We start from the raw sequence: 24,097 nt of genomic DNA, 5'->3' as shown, positions 1-24,097 counted from the left end.
ATCTCCGGTTTTATTCAGCTCACTCCAGCTGCTCGATGGTGATCGTGTAGCGGTGTGGGCTGTCGGCGTTGCCGAAGATGACTTTGTTTTCGCCGGTTCTCAGCAGGCAGGTGATGCAGCCGGCATCGACACTGACGTGTTCGCCGTTCACCCAGGAGCCAAGCTTGCTGCCGCGGTCCCGCAGAACGAAATGGCCGTGCTCGAAATCGACCTCGCAATGATTGCGCGAGAGCTGGTAAGGATGCGGTTCCTCAATGGAAAGATCGTTGCGGGCGAGTGACGATACTGCGGTGTCGAAGTAGGTGCGTCCGATACGGAAGGGCAGCTTGGTGATCGTTTTTTCCACAGCCGGATGATTGAAGCCTGTTTCTTCGTAGTGTGAACGGATCTTCACTCGGAAAACAGGCTCGGCGGCAGGCTTGGGTTTTGCCACCAGCGGCACGGTGGCATTGGTGGTGGTGGTCAGCAGCAGGTCAGTCCTGCGGATGCGCTCGAACAGAGTGGCCAGGTACACATGCAGGCGGTCGGGGCGCTGGATGATCTGCTGCTCAAACTCCGCCTCAGCGATGGTTTCCAAGGTGGTGTTTTCCAGCGCGGTGGCGGTGGCGGATCGCGGGCGGTCCATGATCATACCCATTTCTCCAAAGATTTCCCCCGGGCCGATCTTGGCGAGTGACTGGATGCCGTGGGCGGTGTTGATGGAGATCTCGACCAACCCGCTGACAATGAAGTAAGCCTCCTGGGACTTGTCGTTTTCACGGAAAATGACCTGACCTCGTTGAAAATGCTCGGTTGCCATGAGTTCGGAGGATATGGGGTGGTCCCGGGAGGTCAAGCCCTCACGTCGCGTACTTTTTAGAGGCGGCGTATCAAGACATGGCGGATGCGTGACTGCGTGGCATAACTGGCAAATCCGAAGGGTGCACACTTTTCGATGTCACCTGTGCGGAGGCCGAGCCTGCGGCCTTTGATGCTGGTATTGACGAACAGCTTGCCATTGATCCAGGCCAGCAGGTCCTCATCGCGCACTTCGATGCGGACCTTGTGCCAACGGTTGTTTTCAAAGTAGGCGTTTCCCCGGGTGGTGTTTTCGCTGGCGTCCAAGTCATCGATGCTGGAGATGCCCACAAGAGTGCCACCCCAACCGCCAACGATGAAAGAAGCGTGGGACTCAGCCACTGGAAAAGTCACGGTGCCAAAGAAGTCATTTCCCTCCACTCGCATGGCTTCGTATTCGATGGAGTAGCGGGTGGCCGGCAGTCCGGCGTTCTTCCATGAATGGAAGCATGCGCCAGTCATGGGCTGACCTGCAGATAGCGTGATCTCAGCCTCCCGGATGGTCACGGTGCCTTCCCCGGAAATTCCGGCGGCATTCCAGGCGTGTGAGAATTCGTCAGCGAGCAGCTTCCACTCTGCGCGTGGAGCAGGACCGCAGTGAGTGAGCACAAAAAAGAGGCAGAGCCAGACGGCCCTGCCTCCGAAAGAATGGATAGCCCAGCGCATCAGCCTTTCACGTCGTAGCAGGAGATGAACTCCTGATCTCGCAGGTAGAGCTTGCCGTTGCTGATCACGGGGTGGGTCCAGATTTTACCCTTGGGATTGCGCTGTGATGAGGTGGCCTGAAGCTTGAAACTGCTGACCTGCTGCCAGCCCTTCTTGGATGCCTCGACCAAGGCGACCGTGCCGTCATTTTCAGCGAGGCAGTAGAGCATGCCGTCTGCACTGGTCACTGCGCCTTTGCCGATGCCTTTGTCCTGCCAGACGACTTCGCCGGTTTTGAAATCCTGGCAGGTCCAGCCGCCTTTGTCGGAGTGGCCATAGAGCAGGCCGTCGATGAGGATCACGCCACCATGATGGTTGACCATGTTGGTGTTGGAGTACAATTCCGTGACAGTGCCACCGTCGATCTTCACCGACTTGCAGCCGACGCCATAGCCCGCAGCCACATACACCTGACCCTCGCTGAAAATGGGGGTTGGGATCACGGCGGTCTTGCCCGGGAATTCAGTTTTCCACAGCACTTTGCCCGCTTTGGAGACGCCCAGGATGCTGTTCATGAGAAGCTGCACATACTCGCGTTCGCCCCCTTGGGTGATGGGGATCACGGAAGAATACTGTGCATTTTCAGTCACGTCGCTAGTCTGCCATGCGACTTTGCCTGTCTTGGCTTCCAGCGCGGCGACGGCCCCCTGGGCGCCGCCCGGTGTCACAATGACAAGATCGCCATCCACCAGCGGGGATTCGGTGTATCCCCAGCCCTGAATCTTGCCGCCCAAGTCCTTGGTCAGGCTCTTTTTCCAGACTTCCTTGCCCGTTGCCGCATTCGCGCAGATGATCTCGCCTGTGCCGCTGGTGGCATAGACCATGCCGTTGGCTACAGTGGGGGTGGCGCGAGGGCCGTCTCCCCAGCCGTTTTTCAGGATGGGGCCCACAGGGGTTTCCCAAAGCTTTTTGCCGGTGGCGGTGTCGATGCAGATGAGCTTCTCCTCAGCATCATAGAGGCCCATGGTGTAGAGCTTGCCTCCCACAACGGCGAAGCCCGAATATCCAAGCCCGGCCTCCTCATTGACCCAAAGACGCTTCGGACCTTCTGAGGGCCACTTTTTGAGAAGTCCGGTTTCTTTGGAGATATCATCCCGGCCAGGGCCACGCCACTGCGGCCAGTCTCCAGGTGCGGCACTGCTGCCGCCGGCGGAAGCACCAGCACCAAGAAATGCCTGGTCTGCCTTGCTGAGAGCGGAGACATCCAGAGTGAGCAGTGCGCCATTGTCACGCTTCAGAGTGACTTTGCCTCCAGCCACCCTGACGAGCTCAGCTTTGATTTCATGGACGCCTGAAGCGTCCTTCCAAGTGCGGATTTCAGCGCTGGCCCCGAGGGTCAGGCAAAGAGACAACAAAACAGTGGTGGTGATCTTCATGGATGGGTGGGAATAAGCGGCTATGACCAAACGAGCGACAAGCCCTGGGTTTTAGCACGGACTGCCATTTTCGCCTCATTCTCTGCAAGGTCTGGAAGGTTCATCCTCCCATGTCCTGGAGCAGGGACTCGGCTGCAGTCGCAGCTCCTTGCTCCTTGAAGCGGGCATCTTTCAGTGTCTCGCGCAGCAGCTGGCGTGCAGCGTCTGCCTTTTCTGCCCGGCGGAGCATTTCAGCCCGGTAAAGCCTCAATCGCAGCAGTTCAGCGGCATCCTTGGTGGTGGATTCGGCATGCTCGAGCAAGTCGATGGCCTGCGGAAGCTTGGACTGAAGGGCAGAGAGCAATGCGGTGAGCTCAAGCAGCCGAGGCCTCTGGCGTTTCTCGGCGAACTCGGTGAGTGCGGTCTTGATGTGGCCGTCGGGTTCGCCAGCCAGGCGCAGCGCCATCCCCTGGTAGAGCGCATAGTCGCGGTCGGTGCCCTCGCCAAGTTTGCCCCCGATGCCCTTGCCGTAGGGGCGGTACAAGGGATCGCCCAGAACGACGTTCATCCATGAAAGCGCCGGAGTGGCATTCCATGCGGCCTCGCCGACGGTGAAACCTTCAAGGAGCCGCTTGTTGAAGATGTCAAAATGCAGCGTGAGCGCGAGGTAGGGCTCAAAGACATTGCCAAAGGTGACGGCGGCTCCGCGTGAGAGCAGCGGGCCAGCCCAGGCCTTGTCATGAGAACGGATGGTGCTGGCACTGAAAGAGTGCAGATGACAGGCGATGGCACCCCGCTTGAAGTGGAAGTCGGGGGAGGCCAGCGCTCCGACGATATGATCGGTGTACCAGCCAAAGTAGAGAATCGTGTCAGGCAGAGGCCAGCCAGCGCGCAGCAAGTCAGCGGAGCGGTCAACAAAGACGGGGATGCCGGCGTGGCGGTAAGATTCGGCGCTGTTTTTGAGCCAGTCTTCACCTTCCTGATAGGCCCCGGTTTTCTGCGCGAGATCAATGACGGCACGGCCGAGCAGCCCGGTCTGCTCGGCATAGATGGCATCGTCGATCATGCGTCTAACCGTGGTGTCGTCGGGGCCGTCCAGCCGGCCGACGATCAGAAGGCCAGATGTGTGCTGGGCGCGGGGAAAGCGTGTCTGCTGGTCAAAGTAGGGGTTGCGAAGGCCGCCTTTTACCGGCGGGTTGTTAAGGCCAAGCACCGCCAGTTCGGAATCGACGCTGGCCTCATCCTCTTCCGACTGCCGGGGTTTCTGCGCAGAACGGCGTATTTGGAAAGGCACACCGCGCATGAGAACCAGTACGCGCACCTTGCCGGAAGCTGCGGCGGGAGTGGGGGCGCCGTCTCCGGTGAGCGGTTTGCCAGGCTGTGGCGGCTCGGCATTCCACCAGTGCCCTTTCTCAAAAACCTGCAGCAGCGGGCCACGCAGCTGGGACTCAAACTCGCCACGTGAGATCGAGTCCTCCTGCGAGCAGCGCAGGCCGATGACGTGCTCTTTCGGGATGTGGCGCTTTTCGGCATAGAACATCGCGAGCTCCCTTGAGCCGGGAAAATCAAGGTTGAAAACCACGGCTGTTTCCGCTGCGGCATCCCAGTCGGCTACGAGTTGGGCGCGGGCTGGGAACGCAAGCAGCAGCAGGAGGAAACAATGGCGAATGGCATGAGTGAAGGGCCCGGCCATGCGGCAGGCTCCGCGCCAGCATGGCTGCGCAGGGGGAATGAACTGTGGGTTATTCGTCATTCCTGTGCGCAAGATGCATTTCAAGTCCACTCAAGCTTGAGTCCGTCATAGGCAATGTTTACGCCGGGAGGCAGCCTGGGATCTTCCACAGCATGCATGATCTCGCACTGGATGTGGGTAAACCAGGTCTGTCGGGGGCGGAGTTCGCGCTGCACAGCCAGGCTCTCCTCAAAACTCATGTGGGTGGGGTGCGGCGTGTGGCGCAGGGCATCGATGATGAGGGTGTCCACGCCATGCAGCAGCTCGATGGAGTGGGGCAGCAGCGTCTTGCAGTCCGGGATGTAAGCGCAGAGCTTCTTGCCAGCACGGGTGAAGAGGTAGCCGATGGTGTCCACTTTTCCATGCTGGACAGGCAGGGGGGTGATTGTCGTTTCACCCAGGTGAAACGGGCCGTGAATGGGTTTTGGGAAGGGCTTGAGATAGCCTCGATAGCGGTTTTCACCATTGAAGGCATAAATGAACATGCGTTCCAGCACGGCGAGGCATTCCGGAGTGCCATAGATCGGCAGAAAATGATCCGCCTCGGTGGTGAACCGGCGCAGGTCATCGAAGCCGGTGAGGTGGTCCATGTGCGGATGCGTGAAGATGGCGGCATCCAGGCTGCGGATGTTTTCACGTAGGCACTGCATGCGGAAATCCGGCCCGGTGTCCACCACCCATGCGGCCTCCGGCGTGCGGATGTAAACGGAACTGCGCAGCCGCTTGTCCCTAGGGTCAGGGCTGCGGCATACCGCGCAGTCACAGCCGATCACGGGAATGCCGACAGAGGTGCCGGTGCCGAGGAAGGTGAGCTGCATGGTCATGGAGGCTATTCAACTTCCTGCACCGGGCGGTCCACCGAGCCTTTGTTCCAGCGGCCATCAAGGGTAAATGAGAGATGCGGGGTGTAGAGCTGGGGTTCGAGGAGGAAGGAGTCGTGACCTTTGTCTGAGTGTACGGTGATGTGCATGCTGGAAACCTCGGCTTTTTCGAGGTGGCTCACCAGCTCTGCCTGCTCCTCAGGGTAGAAGCAGAAGTCGCTGTCGATGCTGAAGACGAGGTAGTGCTGGCCGGCGGCGGCGCTGCGGGCGAAGAGCTCGCCGTAGGTCTGCACTCCGGCGTCCCGCAGCGGATCGTAGCGCAGCCACATGTCGGCAATGCGCAGGTAGGTGTTTGCATCGAAGCGTTTCACAAACTTTTTGCCCTGATGCAGCATGTAGCTCTCCACATTGTGCTGCACGCGGTACCAGGAGAGGGTGTCTCCGCCATTTTTCACATCCTGCCGGGCACGGCGCTCGATGGCGTCGAGATGGACAAAGGTCTTGTGGCTGATCATGCGCGCCAGCGCCAGGCCGTATTCGGGAGCTGCACCGTCGTAGAAATTGCCGCCGCGGAAGTGTGGGTCGTTTTCGATGGCCAGGACCTGCTCAAAGAGTGTCAGGCGGGTGAGCACGGTGGTGCGGCAGCCGCTGGCGATGGGAACCACGAGCCTGACGCGCTCCGGGTAGAGGGTGGCGAGGTTGATGGCCAGCAGGCCGCCAACGGAGGCCCCGATGACGGCATGGAGCTGCTGGATGCCCAGCGAGTCCAGCAGCGCCAGCTGGGATCTGACGACGTCGCTGGTGCGCACTTCCGGGAAGGCGCTGCCATAAGGGCTGCCGGTGGCGGGGTTGACGGATGCCGGGCCGCTGCTGCCGTAGCAGCCGCCGAGGTAATTGGCGCAGATGATGAAGTAGCGCTTGGTGTCCAGCGCCTTGTCCGGCCCGATGAAAAGATCCCACCAGCCGTTGTGGCAGTCTTCGGTCCAGCGCTGATCGGTTCCCGGCACCTCGGTGGTGACGCCCGCCGCGTGCTGGCTGCCGGAAAGGGCATGAAAAAGCAGGATGGCGTTGGATTTGGCGGCGTTGAGCTTGCCGTAGGTTTCGTAGGCGACCGTGATTTCTGGCAGCTGGGCGCCGGAGGCAAAGGTGAATGGTGCACTGGCGCTACCGGTGTGGAAAAACTTGGTTTCTGCTGTTTTGACGGCCTTTGACATGAGGCGTGGAAGAAACAGGATTTTGGAGACGCGGCAAGGCTGATTGCTCTTCGCCTGTGGCTGAATGTCAGGATCAGAGGTTGGCCGGTGCCCGCCTTGAATGTGCATGAGTCCCGCTCTTTAGTGCCGGAACTCCGGCTGCCAGCTCCAAACATCATCCATGCTTGATCCGTTTGCCACTCTCGAAGAAGCAGGTTTTTCGCTGCGGAGCTGCGGCGGCGTGGACCGGCTGGCGGGCTGGTCGGCAGAGCTGATCTCATGCCTGGACTGGACGCGGGTTTCAGATCTGGCGCGTGCGATAGCTGCCGAAGCCGGCTGCGAGCTGGCGGGATCACGGATCATGCCGGATGCGGCAGTTCTGTTTGGCATGATTGAGGAGCCCCGCTCTGCCAAGGCACGACGCGCGATGGTGAAGACCGCGCCATGGAACGAATGGGGGGCCACACCCGAGACGGTGCATCGTTTCGCGCAGGAGGTGCGCACCGCGCGCGACACCCGTGGCATTTTGATCGCGCCGGCAGGCTTCAGCCCTGCGGCGCTCAGTGCGGCGCAAGAACTGCGCATCGAAGCAGTGGATGCCGTGGCACTGGATGCCGCAGTGCGGGCGCTGCCCGGTGAGAAAAGTGACTTTCTCTTCGTCGTCACCACGGCGGGAGACTTTGCCACGCCTTCCTGCCCGATCTGCATGAAAAAGCTCAAGCGTGTTGAGCAGGCCGTTCTGGAACTGCCATCCCGCACGATAGATACTGACGGGCTCTATGCTGACAGCATCGTTTGTGACCGACTCGAAGTGACGGCCGGTTGTGAGGTCACTTTTCTGCAGGAGGTGCGTGCCCGGTCGATCAGCGTCTCAGGATACGTTTCGGGTGATTTTGTTTGTGAGGGGCCGGTGATTTTGGAAAAGGGCGGGACTCTGTCGGGGAAGGTGGCTGCCCGCTCGCTGGAGGTGCGTGATGGCGGTGCGCTGCTGGGGCAGTTCCGCATTCTGGAGGGCAAGCTGGGATCTTTTGTAAAGCCCGCGGTGCGCTGGCACTGGCGCTGCACGGGTGCGGATGGCCAGCACCAGTGTGCAAGGGTGGTTTTCGAGCCGCACCAGTAACGCCGGGTGCGAGATCGTTCTTGGCACGCAGGGCACTGCTGTGGCATGTAACGGGCATGTCTTCCACCTCATCCGGCCCCGGCGCTCTGCTTCGACTGGTGTTCTACGCCGCCGCCATCGTCATGGCGCTGCTGCATGTGTTTGTGACCTTTCGCGGTCTGAGCAGCGCCGAAGGCATGAATCAGGCTCAGCTCGCACGGCAGATCGCCCGTACGGGATCGTATCAAACCCACGTGATCGAACCCTATGCCTGGTCGCAGATGGAGGCTGCGCAGAAGCCGCCCTCCCCGCTGGCGATGCCGGAAACCGTTCAACCACCGCTCCAGCCTTTGCTGTGGTCGGTGGCCTTTCGTTTCATGAAGCGCTGGGAAGTTTATGACCCTGCCACCGGCGGGGCGATTTTTCTGCTGGACCGTGTGATCGCGTGCTTTGGAGTGACGTGGTATTTGCTCACGATCTTTTTCACGCATGGCGCAGCTCGGAAGCTGTTTGACGAACAAGTCGCCTCCATCTCGGCGATTGCGCTGCTGGTATGCGAGCCGGCCTGGGAGCTGATGGTCAGTGGTGCGCCGAGGGCTTTGCTGGTGCTGCTGTTTGCACTGGCGTTCCGGCTTTATGCATCAGCAGCCGGGCGTGCGCTGGACAACCGGGGCATGTTTGTGCCGCTCACGCTGCTGGGGATCGTCTGTTCGCTGATGCTGCTCACGCACTGGATGGCCCTGTGGATTGTGGTGGGGATCGTTGTCGGTCTGGCGGTTTTTCTTCCGCGTGGCAGGGCTGGAGCGCTCGTGGTGGCCTTGCCGCCGGTGCTGACACTCGCCGCCTGGGGGTGGTGGAACCTGCAGCTCTGCGGTGATCCGTTGGGGGGTATCAAGGCCTTGTTTCAAGCGCAGTCCTCAGCTGTGGCGCATGATCTGCTGCTGCGAGACTTCTCCCCCAGTGTGCCTCTGCTGCAGGTGGATGACCTGCTGCGGCGCGTCGGTCTCGGCTGGCAGGATCAGCTGGGGCTGATCATGGCACATCTGGGCTATGCGGTGCCTGCACTGCTCTTTTTTCTTGCTCTCATGCACCGCTTTCGCAAGGCGGATGCGGTCTCCGCGCGCTGGACGCTGGCCGTTATTTTTGCCTGCGTAACCATCGGCATGGGACTCCTGGGCCTTGCTGAAAAGGAGAAGGACGACAATGCGCTCTACATTGTGCTCATGCCTGCGATGTGCACCTTTGGTGCGGCGATGCTTGTGGTGCTGTGGTCGCGCTTTCAAATGTCCGGTGACTTCATGTCACGCTGGGGGGCGCCGCTGGTGGCTTTGCTGATCACTGCGCTCCCCATGGCCGTGAATCTGCCCGTTCTGATGAAGTTTGGCCTTACCATGGGCGGCAAGATCCCGCCGCACTGGCCGCCATTTTTGCCGGAGCGCGTTTCCATTTTGCGCCAGATCATGGACAAGCATGAGTTCGCCATTTCTGATGCGCCTGCCTTTATCGCCTGGTACGGAGATGTGCCCTGTGTGGATCTTTGCACCCAGCGCGGGGACTACGAGACCATGAAATCAAAAGCTGAGGCGCAGGGTGCCAAGCTGGCCGGTTTTATCATGACGCCCGTCTCTGCCAAGGTCGAGCGTATCACTGACATCTACACCGGCCCGTATGCCGAATGGCGTGATCTGATTGTGCGTGGGCCCATGCTTGCCTTTGACCGTGATTTTTCCCCAAGCCCCGAGTTTCCTTTCAAAAATCTCATCCCCCTTGTCGGCCAGACAGTGGGTGACAAGGAGCACCTGAGCCTGCCGATGGTGTTCTATACAGACAAGTCGAGGTCTGTGAAGAAGTAGCGGCTAGAGGGAGAGGCAGGCTTTGAAAAAACGCAGTGTGTCTGCCAAATGCTCATGCCAGTAGTCCCAGGTGTGGCCGCCGAAAAACTCCTCGTAAACATGAGGAATGCCGGCCGCCTGCAGGTCGCGGTGCAGGGTGCGATTGTGCTCGATAAGTACGTCTTCTGAGCCGCAGTCGAAGCGCAGGTGCGGCAGACGCGCGGTGAGCTTGGCGCAGTCGATGACCGCCAGGGGATCAGTGCCAGTGAGATCAAATTCGGCCAGGGACTCCTCCACGAAGCCCTGCATCTGCGTGACGTGGGTGATGCTGCTGTGCGCGCTGATGGCGACGAACTTTTTGGGATGCAGCAGGCCCAGACGCAGCGCGCCGTAGCCGCCCATGGAGAGGCCGCTGATGAAGCGGGGTGCGTCCTTGCAGCGGGGATCAATTTCCGCCGCGGCTTCGGGCACCTCATTCACAATCCAGGCGGCGTAGTCGGCATCGCTGTGTGGGGCATAGCCGGAGCCGTCTCCCCAGAGGCCGTCGGAGGGCATGGCCAGCATCATGGGCGGCAGGTTTTCCTCTTGGATGAGCCGGTCCAGCACCTCATGCGCGCGGCCTTTGTACAACCAGGCCCAGTGACTGCCGTAGACGCCGTGCAGGAGGATGACGAGCGGGAGTTTCTCCGACGTGACACCTGATGGCACATAAAAGCTGATGTCTGCGCGGCGGTGAAGGGCGGCGGATTTGACCGTGGCATGATGAATGCCGCCGCCAATGTGGGCTGACTCAAAGGTGCGGAAACTCATTTCACGCGAGGATGTCTTTGATGACCTTGGCTCCCTCCACGCCGCTGAGGCGTGCGTCCAGCCCCTGGAACTTGAAGCTGAAGGCATCGTGCTGAATGCCGAGCTGATGCAGCATGGTGGCGTGGAGATCGTGAACGGTGGTGACTTTGTCGATGGCGGCGTAGCCGAGATCGTCTGTGGAGCCGTGAACGATGCCGCCCTGGATGCCTGCGCCTGCAAGCCAGACGGACATGGCTTTGTTGTGGTGGTCGCGGCCGCTGCCGCCCTGGGACATCGGAGTACGGCCAAACTCGCCGGCCCAGACGATGAGGGTCTCCTCCAGCATGCCGCGCTGCTTGAGATCGGTGATGAGCGCCATGCAGGCGCGGTCGATCTCCTGCGCCTTGAGGGCCACGCCTTCTTTGACACCGCCGTGGTGGTCCCAGTCTTTGTGATAGAGCTGGATGAAGCGGGTGCCGCGCTCTGCCAGACGGCGTGCGAGGAGGCAGTTGGAGGCAAAGGTGCCATCGCCGGGCTGGCAGCCGTAGAGCTCCAGCGTTTTTGCGCCTTCAGCACTGACATCCATGAGGTCAGGCACGCTGGCCTGCATCTGGAAGGCCATTTCGTACTGGGCGATGCGGGTGGCGATTTCGGGATCGTCCACCATGGAGCTGCGCTGCTTGTTGAGCGCATTGATGGCGGCGACATCGCGGCCCTGCTGATCGCGAGAGATGCCGCCGGGATTGGTGAGATACAAAACGGGGTCGCCCTGAGCGCGAAGCTGCACGCCCTGGTATTTGGAGGGAAGGAAGCCGCTACTCCACTGGCGGGCGGCAATGGGCTGATTCTGCCCGCCTTTGCCGAGCGAGGTGAGGACGACGAACCCTGGAAGATCTGAGGCTTCGGTGCCCAGGCCGTAGGTGATCCACGAGCCCATGCTGGGGCGTCCGGCAATCTGTGAGCCGGTATTCATGAACATGTGCGCCGGATCGTGATTGATGGCGTCCGTCGTCATGGAACGGATGAGGCAGATGTCGTCGATCACACTGCCGATCTGCGGGAAGAGAGAGCAGATCTCGATCTGGTTTTTGCCAAATTTGGCAAAGGGATGCTGCGGGCCGAAGCAGTTGAGGGGCTTGCCCTGGAGCTGCGCAAGCTGCTGGCCCTTGGTGAAGGACTCAGGCATGGGCTTGCCGTCCATTTCAGCCAGCTTGGGCTTGGGGTCAAAGGTCTCCAGATGCGAGGGGCCACCCGCCATCGTCAGCCAGATGACGCGCTTGGCCTTCTGTGGCAGGGGCAGGGCACGCAGGACACCCCGTGTGGGAGCGGCCTGGGTATGCTCCAGGAGTGAGGCAAGCGCCACCGCTCCAAGACCCTGGGAGGTTCTGCCGAGGAAGGCGCGACGGTGGAGCGGGGATGGCGTTTGCATGATTACTTTGAACTCGGTTTCTTGCCCAAATTTTTCAATTCTTGTTCCGTCCACATGGCCGTGCGGCCCTTGGTCTGAGTACGGATGGCGGTGACCGCCTTGGTGTCCACCGGAGAAGCGTTGTGCTCCCACTCGCGGCGGATGTAGGTGAGAACACCGGCGACGTCTTCATCAGTAAGCTGGGGCAGGGGAGGCATGGCGAGATTGAAGCTGCGGCCACCGACTTTCACAGGGCCGGCGAGTCCGTGCATGATGATGCGCGCGGGGAGCTCCGGCTTGCCGAGGACCCACTCGCTGTCCACCAGCGGCGGGGCCAGACCATCCAGACCAAAGCCGTGCGGTTGATGGCAGGCGGCGCAGAGGGTGGCGTAGATGGTTTTGCCTTTTTCATAGAGGGCGGTTTGAGCTTCGTTTAGAGGCACGATTTTCGGAGGTGGTGGCGCGCCTGGTTTGCCGGGCCATGCGAGGCGGGCCTCCACGCTGGTGAAGAGCTTTGCAGAGGTCTTGTCCGTCATGGCGGCTTTCAGTGTCTTGAGCGTCGCGGGTTCGGCATCGAGCCAGAGCAGTTTGGGCGGGGTTTTGGACTTTGGATCCGTGCCGCTGGTGGCGAGGCCCTTGATGGCGGCGATTTGAACTGCGCCGCCCTGTGGCTGGGCGGCGGCGAGCTCGAGCATGTCTTCGAAAGGACCGGCCTTGTTGGCGGATGCGAGGAGGGTGCCGAGGGCTTCGATCACGGGAGTAATGCTGGCGCTGTTGGATTTGGAAAGCTGGGCGGCCAGCAGCTTGGCAAAGGCGGCTTCTCTACCGCGCAGGCCGGTCAGGGCACCTTCGCGGACGAGGGTGTTTTTGCCGTGGCTGGCGAGCAGCTTGGCCACGGCGGTGTCGGCATCCGGGAGATTGAAGGAGGTGAGCTTGATGGCGAGATGCGCGAGCACGAGGGCGTCTTTTTCGGAGGTAAGCGCGATCAGGTCAGGGGCGAGATCGCGACCGGAAATGCGCACGGCGGCGGCGCGGACCTGGGCGTCTTTGTCTGTGAGCGCGGTGCGGAGCAGATCTGGTGTGGCGGCGGAGAGGCCGTCGAGCGTCCACAGGGCGTGCAGACGTGTGAGGGGAGAGCCGCTGGCGAGCAGCTCCTTCAGCGCGGGAATGGCGGAGGCATCGCTGGATTCCACGATGAGGCGCTGGGCAGTGTCGCGCACCCAGCCATTGGCGTGCGTGAGCATTTTGGCGTCCTTGTTTACCTTCACGGGCTGCGGGCGGTCCTGGGTGTCCGGCACGATGCGCCAGATGCGGCCCTGATTGAAGGGAGTCTCCAGCTTGCGGTCCTTGATGTTGGCGATGAGGTAGTGTGTGAGGAAGCTCTGGTGCTGGATGATGCCGCGATACATGTCCACGATGTAGAGTGCTCCATCGGGACCGTCGGCGGCGTTTACTGGACGGAAGCGCTCATCCGTGGAGGTGAGGAATTCGGTGGTCTTGGCGGTATTCGTTGCCGTGACGATGCCGTCCTTCTCGCTCATGGTGAAGCGTTTCACCAGATTGGCACAGGGCTCGGGTATGAAGGCATTGCCACGGTAGGCAGCAGGGAAGGCATCGCCACGATAGATCAGAGCGCCGCAGGTGCCGGTGGGCTTGCTCAGTGTGCCGTCTGCGCGGAGGGATTTGGGATCGTAGCCACGGTTTACTCCCGGAGTGGGATGGGAGGGGTAGAGAGTCTGATCCGCGGCCACCTTGGCATTGACGCTGGTGGCGTTGCGCAGGAGCGGATTGCGGGTGAAGGCCTCCGTGGGCAGGAGGTCTGCACGCAGCATGTCGGAGTTGTAGTTGAAGTAGAGCCTGCCGTAGTTGTCCTGGCAGAGGCCCCACTGGCCGCGGCCGAGCCCGCTGTCCTTCTGCCACACGCCGCCGCGCAGCTTGAAGCGGGTGGAGTAGCCGGCGCTCCAGATGGCGTTGTCCATGGCCCAGACCGGAGTGTTGGCCATGTGCTCAGGCTGGCCACCGAGGGTGCCGTAGTCACTGGTCACGACCTCCTTCACATCGGCCTTGCCATCGCCGTCGGTGTCTTTGCAGAAGAAGAGATTGGGCGGCTCGGCAACGAGGACGCCGCCGTTCACGGCCATGACTGCGCGGGGCATGACGAGCTTGTCGAGAAACGGAGTGACCTTGTCCATGCGGCCGTCGCCATCGGTGTCTTCCAGCAGGGAGATGCGGCCGGTGGGCTCGGTTTCGCCAGCGCCGGCGAGGTCGTGCATGTAGCCACGCATTTCCACCACGTAAAGGCGGCCCTGGTCGTCAAAGCTCATCGCTATGGGGGACTCGATCATCGGCTCGCTGGCCACGAGCTCGATGCGGAAGCCTTTTTCGATCTTGAAGGTCTTCATCTCCTCTTCCCAAGAAAGAGGAGCTGGAGGTGGCAGCTTGAACTTCAGCTCGACCTTTTCCGGGCCGGCGTTCTTTTCATTAATGGCCAGAGCCGGAGGTAGAACGGATGCCGCCAGCAGAAGCAGCGACGTGCGTGTGATGAGGGTGGTGAACCTGGGGGAAGGCATGGGGGTGCGTTTTTTTAATGCGAGCGGGGTAAGGGGGAACCAACCAGAATTCCGGTCGAATCCTAGTCGCTCAATAACCAATTTTGATATTTCTGGCGTCGCTGAGGCCGCCTCATTTTTCCTTCTTTGGCTTCGGCTGCTCCGAGACTTTGATCGTCAGCGAGGGGACAGGATCGTTCTTTCCTGCAAAAGCGTTCCAGGCTAGCTGAAATGCGGCAGCATCGCGCACTTCGCCCTCGGCCACGAGCCACTGATAGTGCAGCTTGAAGGGGGCTTCGGCTGTGGCTTTGCCTTTGGGGAACATGCCAAAGCGGCCGTAGTCGCGGTAGGCGGAGGTGGCGGTGTCTTTCGGATTGTCGGGATGATTGAGGATCACGACGGTGAAGGTCTTGCCTTCAACCGTGAAGATCTCGGCGGCCCAAGGCAGGTCTTTGACCTTGTGGGCATCGATGTTTTCGCCGGGGAAGATGTAGGTCGTGGTTTTGGTATCGACTTTTTCCGAAGGGCGGAACTGAGCGCCCGCGTGCTCGGGGTCTCCGCCCATCTCGGCCGCGCCACTGGCGGGCTTGATGGCGCTGGTCATGTCGATGCCGAGATAGAACGGCTTCGCCGGAGTGGAGAAGGTGAAGCGGCGTTCCTCTGTGAGGAAGGCGTCTTTGCTGTCTCCCTGCCAGTCGATGGAGGCGGTGAAGCTGGAAGCTTCGGGAGCGACTTTGGTGACGACCTGATCGCCGCCTTTCATGTGCCAGCGGTCGTAGGATTTGCCGCCGTAGGTGATCTTGCTGAAGCCGAGGAAGATGCCGCGGTGATGGGTGAAGTTGAAGCCGTGTCCCTTGGTCAGACGGATGGAACCGCTGGCGTCGAAGACATGAAGGTAGGGCTTGTAGGTTTCGTGGTGCTTCTCCGGCGTGCTCGGGTCATTCGCCATCATGAGGCGGGCCACGACCTTGCCGTTATCAGCGACATCGACATGGTCTTTGTCTGCGACGGTGATGTCGAAGGCGGAAGCGTTGAGAGCGAGGGCGAGGAAAAGGAATGGGGCGAATTTCATGCGAGGATCTTTTTGATGACCTTGGCACCTTCAACGCCGGAGAGCTTTGCGTCCAGCCCTTGGAATTTGAAGCTGAAGGCGTCGTGCTGGATGCCGAACTGGTGGAGCATGGTGGCGTGGAGGTCGTGCACGGTGGTGACGTTTTCCTGGGCGGCGTAGCCGAGGTCGTCGGTGCTGCCGAAGGTGATGCCGCGCTGGACGCCTGCACCGGCGAGCCACATGGACATGGCCTTGTTGTGGTGGTCGCGGCCAATGGGGCCTTTGTTTCCCTGCGCCATGGGGGTGCGGCCAAACTCGCCGCTGAAGACGATGAGGGTGTCGTCAAACATGCCGCGCTGCTTGAGGTCTTTGATGAGCGCCGCGCAGGCGCGGTCCACTTCTTTGGCGCGCAGAGGCAGTTCCTCGCGCAGCAGGCTGTGGTGGTCCCAGTCGCGGTGATAGAGCTGGATGAAGCGGGTGCCGCGTTCTGCGAGGCGGCGGGCGAGGAGGCAGTTCGAGGCGAAGGAGCCGTCGCCAGGCTGGCAGCCGTAGAGATCGAGTGTTTTGGCGCCTTCGCCTCTGATGTCCATTAGCTCAGGCACGCTGGCCTGCATCTGGAAGGCCATCTCGTACTGGGCGATGCGGGTGGCAATTTCGGGGTCGTCGCAAATGGCGGCGTGCTGTTTGTTGAGCGAGTTGATGGCGGCAAAGTCGCGGCCCTGACGCTCGCGCGTGACGCCATTCGGACTGGTGAGGTAGAGCACAGGATCGCCCAAAGAGCGGAGCTGGACGCCTTGAAATTTGGAGGGCAGGAAGCCGCTGCTCCACTGACGTGCAGCAATGGGCTGAGGATTGCGCCCCTTGCCGGTGGACATCATGACCACAAAGCCAGGGAGGTCGTCGGCCTCGCTGCCGAGACCGTAGGTCACCCATGAGCCCATGCTGGGGCGTCCGGCGATCTGAGAGCCAGTGTTCATGAACATGTGGGCGGGGTCGTGATTGATCGCGTCCGTCGTCATTGAGCGCACGAGGCAGATGTCATCCGCCACGTTGCCGATGTGCGGCAGCAACTCCGAAAGCTCCATCTGGCAGCGGCCATATTTCTGGAAGCTGAACATGGGGCCTTTGCACACGAGCTTCTGGCCCTGAAGCTGGGCAAGCTGCTGGCCCTTGGTGAAGGATTCCGGCATGGGCTTGCCATCCATCTCCGCGAGCTTTGGCTTGTAGTCGAAAAGCTCGAGCTGTGAAGGGCCGCCCGCCATGGTGAGCCAGATGACGCGTTTGGCTTTCTGAGGCAGCGGCAGACGACCCAGCACTCCCTGAGACGCTGCGCGCAAAAGCTGCGGCTGAAGAAGCGAAGCCAGGGCCACGCCGCCGAGGCCTTGGGCGGTGCGGCCGAGGATGGCGCGGCGTGTGAGTGGAGAAAAGGTGCTCATGGTTCAGCTCCGGGTGATCGTTTCGTGCAGATTGAGCAGCACACGAGTGACATGCGTCCAGGCTGCGAGCTCGCTCTTGTTAAGGCTGGCAGGGACTGCGGCTGCTCCGGTTTTCAGCAGGGCTTCGGCAGAGGCTGCATCTTTTTGATAATCGGCGAACTGCTTGTCGTAGAGCGATGACAGCGTCTTCAGTTCCTCGGCAGACGGTTTGCGCTGCAAGGCCTGCTCAAAGGCCCAGGTGATGCGCTGGGCGGTGTCGCCGGTGCACTCAGAGAGGACGCGGGCGGCAAAGGTGCGCGCGGCTTCGACATAGGTGGGGTCATTCAGCAGCACGAGAGCCTGCTGCGGGATGTTGGAGCGGTTGCGCTCGGCCACGCATTCCTCGCGACTTGGTGCGTCAAAGGCGAGCAGCGAAGGATGCGTGAAAGTGCGCTGCCACCAAGTGTAAAGACCGCGGCGATACAGTCCCTCGCCGCTGTCGTTCTGCCATTCGCGGGTGGGGAAGTTCAGGTTCTCCCAGTACTTGGCGGGCTGATAGGGCTTCACACTGGGGCCGCCGATTTTTGGAACGAGCAGGCCGGAGATGGTGAGTGTATTGTCACGTACGAGTTCTGCATCGAGGCGGAAGGGGCTCTGGCGGGCGCATTCGCGATTGTAGGGATCGGCTGCGGTGAGCTCCTTGGTGGAGGTGGAAACCTGCTGATAAGTAGCGCTATCGACAATGATGCGGATCATGTGCTGCATGTCCCAGCCGCTGTCCATGAACTCGCAGGCCAGCCAGTCGAGCAGTGCGGGGTTCACCGGTGGCTCGCCCTGGGCGCCGAGATCGTCGAGCACCTTGCTCAAGCCGATGCCGAAGAACTGCTTCCACAGGCGGTTCATGACGGTGCGTGCGGTGAGAGGATTGTCCTTGGAGACGAGCCACTGCGCCAAATCGAGACGGGTGAGGTCGCGGCCTTCGATCTTGGGCTTGGGCAGGTAGCCGGGCAGGGAGGCCTTCACCACCTCGCCGCTTTCATCCATCCAGTTGCCACGTGGCAGGATGCGCACGGTGCGCTTGTTGGTGTCGCTGACAGAGACGATGCACTTGGGCGCGCTGTTTTCGAAATCCGCCTTCTCTTTTTCCACGGTGGCGATCTTGGAACGGAGATCTCGCAGCTCGGGGGCGATCTGTTTGTAGGCGGAGGCGAGCTGGTTCTTTTGTGCAGCGGTGCGCTTGTCGGGCGCGGTCTTCAGGATGGCGGCAATCTCGGCGGACGGAAGAGCGGTGCCAGGAGCACGGATGGGCTTGGCCGCGCTGGTGGTGCTCAGGCGCAGGTTGGCGATCTCGTGATTGTCTCCCCAGCCAAAGGTGAGGGTGAAAGTGACTAAGGAGTCGGCTTCAGCGAGAGGCTCCGCCAGTTCAAGGTAGAGCGCCTGATCGGTTCCAGTGCCGCCCAGCACACCCCAGCCGTTGTTCTTTTGATCGGCAATGCCGTCGATGGCAGCTGATGCTGGAAAGGTCTTCTGCTCATAGGTGGCGCTGGCATGGGAGACGGCGATCTTGCCTGACTGCTTTTTGCCACCGCTGGTGAGGGCGATCTCGCTCAGCACAAAGTTGCCATTGGAGGCGAGGCCGATGCCGCGCAGCTTTTCCTTCAGAGCCTCGATGCGGATTCCGGTGGCGCCTGCGGGCAGCTTGGCGGTGATCGTGTAGGTGTCAGTGCCGTCGTTCTGCTTCCGTTCATTGCGCTTGGCATCGATGGTGCCGCGGACCACGCCTTCCTTGTCGGCTTTGAGGGCGACGTTCTTCTTGGCTGAGGCTGCAGTGACCTGCTTAAGCGGCTGCCAAAGGCTGCTGGAGTTGACGGCTTCCAGCGCCTGCTTCTCCCAGGCTGCCTGACCTGCGGCGAGCTCCGGGCGTGTTTTGGCAAATTCTGTCTGCAGCGCGGCCAGGCGCTGGGCGATGTCCGCCTGCTGCTTCTGCCCTTCTTCATCCAGCACCATCATGCCGGGTTCGCGGCGGCCAAGGATTGGCTCCTTGATGTCGGCAAAGAATGCGCCCAGGGAATAAAAATCGCGCTGGGTCCAGGGGTCGAACTTGTGATCATGGCACTGGCTGCAGCCCGTGGTCTGACCCAGCCAGGCATTTCCCACAGCACGCACGCGGTCGGTCAGCATGCGCTGCTCGTAGTCCTTGGCCTGGGCGCCGCCCTCCTCAGTCGTCAGCAGCAGGCGGTTGAAGGCGGAGGCCACGCGCGTCTCCTGGCTGGCGTCTGGCAGCAGATCGCCGGCGATTTGCTCGATGGTGAAGCGGTCGAAGCGCTTGTTGTTGTTGAAGGCGTGGATGACGTAGTCGCGGTAAGGCCAGACATTGTGCGGGTTGTCGCTGTGGTAGCCGATGGTGTCGGCAAAGCGCACCACATCCAGCCAGCCAATGGCCATGCGCTCGCCGAAGTGGGGATTTTTGAGCAGGCTGTCGACGGCCATTGCGTAAGCGGCAGGGGAGTGGTCGCGCTCAAAAGCGGCCACCTCCTCCGGCTTGGGCGGCAGCCCGATCAGGTCCAGGTAGAGCCTGCGGATGAGCGTGCGGGGATCGGCCTGCGGCGAGGGCTTGAGTCCGACCTCGGCCAGGCGCTTCTGCACCAGCACATCCACGCCATTTTTGCCTGCGGGAACCGGGGCTTTCACCGGCTTTTCATAAGCCCAGTGCTGCTGGTAGGCCGCGCCCTGGTCGATCCATTTTTTCAGGATCTCCTTCTGCTGCGGCGTGAGCTTTTTGTGGGAGTCCGGCGGCGGCATGAGGTCATCCTCATCGGTGGTGAGGATGCGCGAGACCAGCTCGCTCTCCGCACCCTTGCCGGGGATGAAGGCCTTGGCGCTCAGGGCCTCCTCGCGGATGTCCAGCCGCAGGTCGGCCTCGCGGTGCTTGGGGTCGTTGCCGTGGCAGTAGAAGCAATTGTCTGAGAGAATGGGCCGCACATCGCGATTGAACTCGATCTTTGCCGGCACGGGAGATTCGGCGGCGTGGAGGCCGAGGGCGGAAAGCAGAAGGAGGCTGGTGGGCTTGGTCATGGTGGAAATAACGTGCCAGAAGAACGTGATATTTGATGACTGATTTGCCGCCAGGGCGGGGATCTCACAAAAAATGTTTTTGTGTGAGGTCCGCGAGTCTGCGGCAAACTGTGGCTGATGACAGATCCCTCCCAGATGGATGCCGTGCTGGACGCCGTGGCACGCGGAGACTCCGCCGCCTTTATGCAGGTGGTGCAGGCGCACGGCCTGATGCTGCGCAGCTACATTGGTGCGCAGGTTTTCAACACCGGGGATGTGGATGATCTGGCACAGGAGACCTTCATCGCGGCGTATCGCTCGCTGCACAGCTTTAAGCGAGGCGATGACATGGGCGCGTGGTTGCGGGGCATCGCGCGTAACAAGGTGCTCATGCACTTTCGCAGCAGCCAGCGGAGGTCGAGCGCGCTGGACCGCTTTCGCGCCGAGGTGGCGGAGATCGTGGTGGACGAGCTGGATGTAGCGGCCGCGCATGAAAAGCCTGAACACATTGAGGCCCTGCTGCGCTGCATCACCAAGCTGCCGGACAAGCTGCGGCGTGTGGTGCATGCGGGGCTGGAGGGGATGAAGGTGCAGGCGCTGGCTGAAGCGCTGCAAACCTCTACGGGGGCGATCTATCAACTTCACTATCGTGCCAACCAGCTCCTGCGGGAGTGTGTCGTGAAGGAGGTGCAAAATGTCTGAGGAGCTGCATGAGATCATCGCTGCGTGGTTTGGCGAAGAGATGACAGAGGCTCGGCGTGCGGAGCTGCTGAAGCGGCTGCGTGAAGATGCTGTGCTGAGAAAAGAGCTGGTGACGGAGCTGCGCACCTTGGGAAACCTGCAGGCCGTGCAGGCGCCTGAGCCGCGCTGGCTGGAACTGCAGGATGAACTGGGGCTGGCGGCGGTGAGAGAAAGTTTTGCCGAAGATCAAATCTGGGCGGCGCTGCGCAGGCAGCCTCGCCCGTTTGTGGCCTCCTGGTGGCGGCCGGTAGCGGCGCTGGCCGCCTGTCTGGCGGGGGTGTTTGCAGTGCTGCTCATCCTGCAGTCGCCGCAGCAGGCAGACACGGCCTCCGCAGGTCGTGAAAATCTTGCGCTGGTGGTGCGGATGGATGAGGTGAAATGGTATGCTGATCAGAAGAATGCACCCAAGGCTGGAGGACTGGTGGGCGCGGGAAACCTGCGTTTTGACAGCGGGCGGCTCACGCTCGCTTTCCTGAGCGGGGTCAGTGTCCACATCGAAGGTCCGGCCGACATCACGCTGCAAGACTCTGAACGCATCACGTGCAGGCGTGGCAATGTGCGTGCGCATGTGAATCCAGGAGCGGAGGGCTTCACCATTGAGACGCCGGGTGGTGCGGTGGTGGATCTGGGGACGGAGTTTGGCGTGAACGTGGAAGGCGAGGGCAAGACCCAGGTGGTGGTCTATCAGGGGCAGGCGGAGCTGGCGATGCTCTCCAAGGATGGCAGCCCGCTGCGGACACGGCTGCTCAGTGCGCAGCAGTCTTCGGAGCTGGATCCGCAGGCCAAAACGCTGCGCGGCATTGATGCGCGGGAGATGCTCAGCGCACCTGATCTGCGCATTCCTCCGCTGGCACTGAGAGCGGATTATGCGCAGCGCATTCTCAAGTCCAAACCGCTGCACTACTGGCGTGGTCAGGCGGCTGGAGAGGGTAGCATTGCAGATGCGGGCTCTGGCGGCAAAGCCTTGCGGATTCAAGGCGGCATCGTGCCTCAGGCTGATGGCAGCCTGGCGTTTTCTGCTGAGAATGAACCGCAGTATCTGCGTGCTGATGGCGAGTGGACGCCGCCCGAAGAGTTTGCGGTGGAGCTTTGGTTTGCCAGCGATGCGTTTCATAGCAGCGTGCTGGCCGTGCTGCATCCGCTGGATGATGAGAATGACACTCTCTCCATGCTGCAACTGACGCGGCGTGATGCACGCAATGCCCTGCGGCCCGGCCGGGTGCGCTTTCTCTTCCGGTGGCCGCCCGGCAGCAGGGACGGCATGAATGTCTACAGCGCCCCGCTTTACATGCCCTACCGCTGGCAGCACCTCGTCTGCCAGCGCCGTGGCAGCACGCTGGAAATGTACCTGGACGGCAGGCTGGTGGGTGACACCGCGCTGCTGGGGACGGAAAAGACCACCGCCTGTGCGCTGCGCTTTGGCCGCCTGTTTGAGGCTGCGGGAAACAAGGATGCACGCCAGTTTGTCGGACGCATGGCTGAAATGGCCGTCTATGAACACGCGCTCAGCGAGCAGGAAATCCGCGAGCATGCGGCGCGTTGAAATTTCAGCGCGACCTGGCCACCACGTCTGACACGGGATGGAGTATCGTGTCTGCGGAGATGCGAGACGGCAGGGAGGTGAGGATGACGCAGGTGGTGTCTGTGGCCGGGTCCGCCCAGGCCAGAGTGCCGGTGGATCCCGAGTGGCCAAAGCTCCTGTCTGAGCAGCCTTTGCCAAAGCCCTCGGGACCCAGGGCAAAGCCGATGCCGCGCCGTGCACCGAGGCTCTCGCTGTGGTTTTGCAGCATCAGGCGCACAGTTTCCGGACGCAGCACTTTGCCGGAGAAATGCAGGAAGGAATCAAGGAAGCGAGCGACGTCGCCTGCTGAGCCGTGGGCACCGCCCCAGGGTGCGGCGAGATTGCGCCAGTAGGGGCTGTTCCAATCCCAAGAGGCGGCTTTGGGATCGCCAGCGCCGGATTCGGGGGCAGCGTGTTCGGTCTGGCAGCGGACGATGTCTGCGATTTTGAAGCGGCCCAGTCCGAGGGCGCTGTGCGTCATTTCCAGCGGAGTGAAGACCTCTCTGGCAAGAAAGTCTGGCAGCGGAGTTTTGGTGATGCGCTCCACGATTTCCGCCGCCAGCAGGATGCCCATGCTCTGGTAGTGGTACTTCGTGCCGGGGGCAAACAGCAGCGGTGTGAGGATGGCTCCCTGCACAAACTCTGCCAGCGGTGCATGGCGTGCGCGCAACGCGGCATTGTCTTCCAGCTGATCCGGAAGGCCGGAGGTGTGTGCGAGCAGGTGCTCGATGGTGACTGCCTTCCGCGCACCTTCATTGAACTCGGGAACGAACTTCATCGCGGGATCGGTGATCCGCAACTCGCCGCGTTCAGCGAGCACCATCACCGCCGTGGCGGTCATGGTCTTGGTGATCGAGGCGAGGAGGAAAATGGCATCCGCATTCGCAGCTTTGCCAAAGGCCTGCTGAAAAGTGTCCTGCTTCCGGCGCACATGCAGCACGGCGGATTCGAGGGTGCCGTCTTTGATCTGCTGCTGGATGATCTCAAATGCGTCGTTCATGGGAGAAGCGGTGAGGCCGTGACCGGTGGTGGCTGCAAGTCCGGCGAGAGTGTTCAGAAAGGTGCGGCGATTGGTCATGGACAGAGGGACTTGGCGAGCAGGCTAGTGATCCAGTTCTTTGATGAAGATGCGGCGGAACTCCACGCCATCCTTGTGGTTTTGGAGGGTGATGGGGCCTTCGGCGGGAATCTGTTTCACGCGTGCGTCCTGGATGATGTCCGCTCCGTTGAGCGTCACATCCACGCGGTCCCCGCGCAGGGTGATGCTGAAGCGGTTCCACTCACCGGGGCCTTTGTCGGCACGGACGCTGGGCATGGTCTTCATGCGCTCTTCTTTCGTTGCCTCGGTGTCCTTAAACTTTGTGCCCACTTCTCCGCTGCCGCAGGGCTGGCACCAGATATTGACCTGCGCGGCACGTGCACCACGCACATAGATGCCGCTGTCTCCCCAGGTCAGATTGTCTTTCATGATCACCTTGCCGGCGGCATCGGTGTGAAACTGGCCGTCGTCCATGAGCCACTGATGCGGTTTCACCACAGGTTTGCCAGTGAGACGCCAGTCGATGAGCAGCGCAAAGTCTTTGTCCTTCTTCGCGGTGGAGAGGTTGTAGTCCTTGCCTGCGATGCGCGGCGGCTCGTCGGTGCGCAGGCGAATGACGCCATCGGCGATTTCCCAGACGCCATCGAGATGGGCTTCGTGCTGCCAGTTGGCCCAGGTGTGGCCATCGAAGAGAGGGATGAATCCGGCTGGTGGGGGATCTATTCCCAGGCTGTCTGGGGCCGCAGCCGCCTGGCTGCACAGGAGGGTGTTTGATGAACCCGCCGCAGCCAAAGCACTCCAAGATGCTGCTTTGATAAAGTCACGCCGGGAAGCCTTCGAGAAAGTCAGTTTGCTCATGTTTGAGTGCCCAAGATTCAGAACCTGATGCTGCCTGGAGCCACAACGCCGACTGCGG

18 protein-coding genes are annotated in these 24,097 nt (G+C 61.4%); 4 read left to right on the top strand and 14 right to left on the bottom strand.

The window, feature by feature from the left end; genetic code table 11:
* Positions 1–19 precede the first annotated feature (19 nt).
* From ACZ5WW_RS09530 to metX, 6 genes are all read right to left on the bottom strand, one after another.
* Positions 20–799 carry a cyclic nucleotide-binding domain-containing protein gene (locus ACZ5WW_RS09530; RefSeq protein ID WP_377164778.1) on the bottom strand — a complete coding sequence of 260 codons (780 nt, stop codon included), beginning with the start codon at positions 797–799 and terminating at the stop codon, positions 20–22.
* 56 nt (positions 800–855) lie between these two features.
* A complete protein-coding gene (locus ACZ5WW_RS09525) occupies positions 856–1,299 on the bottom strand; it encodes a 3-keto-alpha-glucoside-1,2-lyase-like domain-containing protein (protein ID WP_377164780.1) in 444 nt (147 codons plus the stop codon).
* 203 nt (positions 1,300–1,502) lie between these two features.
* On the bottom strand, positions 1,503–2,918 hold the full coding sequence (locus ACZ5WW_RS09520; RefSeq protein ID WP_377164782.1) for an outer membrane protein assembly factor BamB family protein: 1,416 nt from the start codon (positions 2,916–2,918) through the stop codon (positions 1,503–1,505).
* 100 nt (positions 2,919–3,018) lie between these two features.
* Positions 3,019–4,590, bottom strand: a complete 1,572-nt coding sequence (locus ACZ5WW_RS09515) for a TIGR03790 family protein (protein ID WP_377164784.1) — start codon at positions 4,588–4,590, stop codon at positions 3,019–3,021.
* An 80-nt stretch (positions 4,591–4,670) separates the two neighbouring features.
* Positions 4,671–5,447 (bottom strand): MBL fold metallo-hydrolase, encoded by a 777-nt coding sequence (locus tag ACZ5WW_RS09510; protein WP_377164786.1) that lies wholly within the window; start codon positions 5,445–5,447, stop codon positions 4,671–4,673.
* Positions 5,448–5,458: 11 nt separating this feature from the next.
* Positions 5,459–6,664, bottom strand: a complete 1,206-nt coding sequence (metX, locus tag ACZ5WW_RS09505) for a homoserine O-acetyltransferase MetX (protein ID WP_377164788.1) — start codon at positions 6,662–6,664, stop codon at positions 5,459–5,461.
* A 160-nt stretch (positions 6,665–6,824) separates the two neighbouring features.
* Here metX and ACZ5WW_RS09500 point away from each other — a divergent pair, with 160 nt between their 5' ends.
* Both ACZ5WW_RS09500 and ACZ5WW_RS09495 read left to right on the top strand, forming a co-directional pair.
* Entirely contained in the window at positions 6,825–7,763 is a 939-nt protein-coding gene (locus tag ACZ5WW_RS09500; protein ID WP_377164790.1) for a polymer-forming cytoskeletal protein, read from the top strand.
* Positions 7,764–7,819: 56 nt separating this feature from the next.
* Positions 7,820–9,595, top strand: coding sequence for a hypothetical protein (locus tag ACZ5WW_RS09495; protein WP_377164792.1), 1,776 nt, complete (start codon positions 7,820–7,822; stop codon positions 9,593–9,595).
* Positions 9,596–9,598: 3 nt separating this feature from the next.
* On the opposite strand, the gene ACZ5WW_RS09490 is transcribed toward ACZ5WW_RS09495, so the two are convergent.
* From ACZ5WW_RS09490 to ACZ5WW_RS09465, 6 genes are all read right to left on the bottom strand, one after another.
* On the bottom strand, positions 9,599–10,384 hold the full coding sequence (locus ACZ5WW_RS09490) for an alpha/beta hydrolase (protein ID WP_377164794.1): 786 nt from the start codon (positions 10,382–10,384) through the stop codon (positions 9,599–9,601).
* A 1-nt stretch (position 10,385) separates the two neighbouring features.
* Positions 10,386–11,792: a DUF1501 domain-containing protein gene (locus ACZ5WW_RS09485; RefSeq protein ID WP_377164796.1), complete on the bottom strand. Its 1,407-nt coding sequence runs from the start codon at positions 11,790–11,792 to the stop codon at positions 10,386–10,388.
* A gap of 2 nt (positions 11,793–11,794) precedes the next feature.
* Positions 11,795–14,341 (bottom strand): PVC-type heme-binding CxxCH protein, encoded by a 2,547-nt coding sequence (locus tag ACZ5WW_RS09480; protein WP_377164798.1) that lies wholly within the window; start codon positions 14,339–14,341, stop codon positions 11,795–11,797.
* 112 nt (positions 14,342–14,453) lie between these two features.
* Positions 14,454–15,392, bottom strand: coding sequence for a DUF6807 family protein (locus ACZ5WW_RS09475; RefSeq protein ID WP_377164800.1), 939 nt, complete (start codon positions 15,390–15,392; stop codon positions 14,454–14,456).
* The gene (locus ACZ5WW_RS09470) at positions 15,389–16,807 is read right to left on the bottom strand and encodes a DUF1501 domain-containing protein (RefSeq protein WP_377164802.1); all 1,419 of its coding nucleotides are present in this window, start codon (positions 16,805–16,807) and stop codon (positions 15,389–15,391) included. The genes ACZ5WW_RS09475 and ACZ5WW_RS09470 overlap by 4 nt, the downstream gene beginning before the upstream one ends.
* A gap of 3 nt (positions 16,808–16,810) precedes the next feature.
* Positions 16,811–19,861: a PSD1 and planctomycete cytochrome C domain-containing protein gene (locus ACZ5WW_RS09465; RefSeq protein WP_377164804.1), complete on the bottom strand. Its 3,051-nt coding sequence runs from the start codon at positions 19,859–19,861 to the stop codon at positions 16,811–16,813.
* 117 nt (positions 19,862–19,978) lie between these two features.
* Here ACZ5WW_RS09465 and ACZ5WW_RS09460 point away from each other — a divergent pair, with 117 nt between their 5' ends.
* Positions 19,979–20,542 (top strand): sigma-70 family RNA polymerase sigma factor, encoded by a 564-nt coding sequence (locus ACZ5WW_RS09460; RefSeq protein WP_377164807.1) that lies wholly within the window; start codon positions 19,979–19,981, stop codon positions 20,540–20,542.
* Positions 20,535–22,124, top strand: a complete 1,590-nt coding sequence (locus tag ACZ5WW_RS09455) for a LamG-like jellyroll fold domain-containing protein (protein ID WP_377164809.1) — start codon at positions 20,535–20,537, stop codon at positions 22,122–22,124. Before ACZ5WW_RS09460 ends, ACZ5WW_RS09455 begins: the two co-directional genes overlap by 8 nt.
* 4 nt (positions 22,125–22,128) lie before the next feature.
* On the opposite strand, the gene ACZ5WW_RS09450 is transcribed toward ACZ5WW_RS09455, so the two are convergent.
* Positions 22,129–23,220: a serine hydrolase domain-containing protein gene (locus ACZ5WW_RS09450; protein WP_377164811.1), complete on the bottom strand. Its 1,092-nt coding sequence runs from the start codon at positions 23,218–23,220 to the stop codon at positions 22,129–22,131.
* A 24-nt stretch (positions 23,221–23,244) separates the two neighbouring features.
* Positions 23,245–24,039, bottom strand: a complete 795-nt coding sequence (locus ACZ5WW_RS09445; protein ID WP_377164813.1) for a 3-keto-disaccharide hydrolase — start codon at positions 24,037–24,039, stop codon at positions 23,245–23,247.
* Positions 24,040–24,097 lie beyond the last annotated feature (58 nt).

It is taken from the genome of Prosthecobacter fluviatilis (assembly GCF_055388355.1).
Note: the sequence above shows the minus strand (reverse complement) of the source record. Positions and strands in the feature narration are given on the sequence as shown.